The organism is Bradyrhizobium sp. PRIMUS42, from assembly GCF_023006515.1.
Classification (GTDB): domain Bacteria; phylum Pseudomonadota; class Alphaproteobacteria; order Rhizobiales; family Xanthobacteraceae; genus Bradyrhizobium.
Genome location: NZ_JALBGZ010000871.1, coordinates 1 through 2,347, shown reverse-complemented (window position 1 = coordinate 2,347; position 2,347 = coordinate 1). Strand labels below are relative to the sequence as shown.

The window sequence follows — 2,347 nt, the reverse complement described above, 5'->3', positions numbered from 1 at the left end:
AGCCGCCGCTCTGCTTCTTCACCTCTTCCGCGAAGGCCATCGCGTTCTGGGTGTGGAAATTGCCGTCGGGCCATACCGTCGACATGTCCCAGCTCGTCGTCGCCGCCCGCGCGCGGGTCGAGATGTGGCCGGCGGCGAGCAGCGTCGCTGCGCCCGCGGTGAAGTTCCGTCGCGTGATCATTGAGCCCCTCCGTTCGCTACGCCAAACGCCGGATGGCGTCACCGCGCATATCCATAAACTGCAGCCGCATTATCGGCGGACACGAGGCCGCTTTCGATGTCGTCCTTGACGGCAGCCCGATCTCGCTCGGCTGGTGCACCGATGCCGGCACCGCCGGGCGTCAGCACCACGAGACGGTCGTCCGACGGCACCTCCTGAAAGCCTTTTCCGCGCAGCTTCTTTCCGGATTTAAGCCCGACATAGCCGGCCTCGCCATTCTGGCCGCCATCGCGGCCGCGCGGCGGATGATCGATGCGGTCGAATGCGGCCAGGATATCGAACGGCGCATCGACGCCGCTGCCGACCTCAATGATCTGGCCGAGGCCGCCGCGGGTGCGCCCTGCCCCGCCGGAATCCGGACGCAGCTCCTTGCGCCAGAAGATCAAGGGCGTCTGCGTCTCCGCGATCTCGACCGGCGTGCCACGCACGCCGCTGGGATAGGCGGTGGCCGACAAGCCGTCCTTGCCGAAGCGCGCGCCGGTGCCGCCGTTGCTGGTCACCGCCATCGAGAATCCGTAATTGCCGCCGACGCCCGAGCGGGTCTGCCCGCGTACATTGAGATTCCACAGGCACGAGGTGCCCTCCGCCGGCACGCGCTCGGGAATGATCTGGCGCAGGCAACCGAACACCACGTCGGGCAGCATCTGGCCGATGATGTGGCGCGAGGCGACCGGCGCGGGCTTCGGCGCATTGAGGATCGCACCTGATGGCGCCGACACCGTCAGCGGCGAGAGCGAGCCGGCATTGTTCGGGATCTGCGAGGCGACGACGCAGCCGAGGCCGAACACGGTGTAGGCCGTGGTGTACGAAAGAGGCACGTTGATGCCGAACTTCGAGGCAGCGGAGGTGCCGTCAAAATCGACGTGGATGCCCGCATCCGAAATCGTCAGCGTCGCGGCCAGCGTCACCGGGGCATCGTAGCCGTCGACCACCATGGTGTTGCGCCAGCTGCCCTTCGGCAGCTTTGCGATCTCGGCCAGCACGGCCTCGCGCGAGCGCTCGCAGATGTAGTCGCCGAGCTCGTCGAGCGTGTCGATGCCGAACTCGGTCATCATCTCGACCAGGCGCTCGCAGCCGACATCGTTGCAGCCCGCGAGCGAATAGGTGTCACCCTCGGTATCGATCGGCAGCCGCGTGTTGGTGCGGATCATCGCCATCAGCGTCTCGTTGACGACGCCCTGGTCGATCAGCTTCAGCATCGGGATGTAGAGCCCCTCCATGAACACGTCGGTGGCATCGGGCCCGAAGCCGATGCCGCCGATGTCCATGAGATGGCTGGTGCAGGAGAACAGCGCGACGACCTTGCCGTCCTTGAAGCAGGGCGTGGTGACGACGAAGTCGTTGAGGTGGCCGGTGCCCATCCAGGGATCGTTGGTGATGTAGGCGTCGCCCTCCTTCATCGTCTCGATCGGAAAGTGGTTGATGAAATGCTTGACCGATTCCGCCATCGAGTTGACGTGGCCGGGCGTGCCGGTCACCGCCTGCGCCAGCATCCGTCCCCTGAGGTCGAATACGCCGGCCGAGAGATCGCCGCATTCGCGCACGATCGGGCTGAAGGCGGTGCGGAGCAGCACCTGCGCCTGCTCCTCGACCACCGCGATCAGCCGGTGCCACATGATCTGAAGGTCGATCAGGCTCGCGCCATTTGCCTTGCTCATGATCAGGCCGCCTTTCGTTCCATGACGATGCTGCCGGCACCGTCGATATGGGCGTCAAAACTGGTGGAGACGAAGGTCGAGGTCTCGTCCTCCGCAATGACGGCGGGCCCGGCAATGGTCGCGCCGGGCGCCATGTCCTCGCGGCGGTAGAGCGGGATCTCGATCACCTCGCCGGCGCGACCGTCGAAGAATTTTCGACTGCCGACGGCCTTCCCGGCCGGCTTGCGCGCGACCGAAGCGACGGTGGGCGGATTACGCGCCTCCGTCGTAGCGAGCACCGACCAGCTCAACACCTCGATCGCGGCGCCCGGAATCGCGCGCTCGAACATCGCGGCATAATCCGCCTCGAACTTCTGGCGCAGGCCGGCAAGATCGGCCGCCGTCAGCCGCCGGTTCGGCAGCTCGACGGAGATCTCATGGCCTTGGCCGACATAGCGCATGAAGGCGGCGCGGCGCTCGCGCACCGGCG

Annotated in this window: 1 protein-coding gene and 2 pseudogenes; all 3 read right to left on the bottom strand. The window is 66.4% G+C overall.

All coding sequences use genetic code 11. From position 1 onward, the window contains the following. Window positions 1-181, bottom strand: a pseudogene (locus tag MOV75_RS34970) (C4-dicarboxylate ABC transporter substrate-binding protein); the annotation flags it as partial. 38 nt (window positions 182-219) lie between these two features. Beyond that, window positions 220-1,878: a hydantoinase B/oxoprolinase family protein gene (locus MOV75_RS34965; protein ID WP_246921684.1), complete on the bottom strand. Its 1,659-nt coding sequence runs from the start codon at window positions 1,876-1,878 to the stop codon at window positions 220-222. 2 nt (window positions 1,879-1,880) lie between these two features. Beyond that, window positions 1,881-2,347, bottom strand: a pseudogene (locus tag MOV75_RS34960) (hydantoinase/oxoprolinase family protein); the annotation flags it as partial.

What these genes read in the sequence shown, in the direction of transcription:
- MOV75_RS34965 (WP_246921684.1), bottom strand. Translation starts at nt 1,878, where the DNA reads ATGAGCAAGGCAAATGGCGCGAGCCTGATCGACCTTCAGATCATGTGG.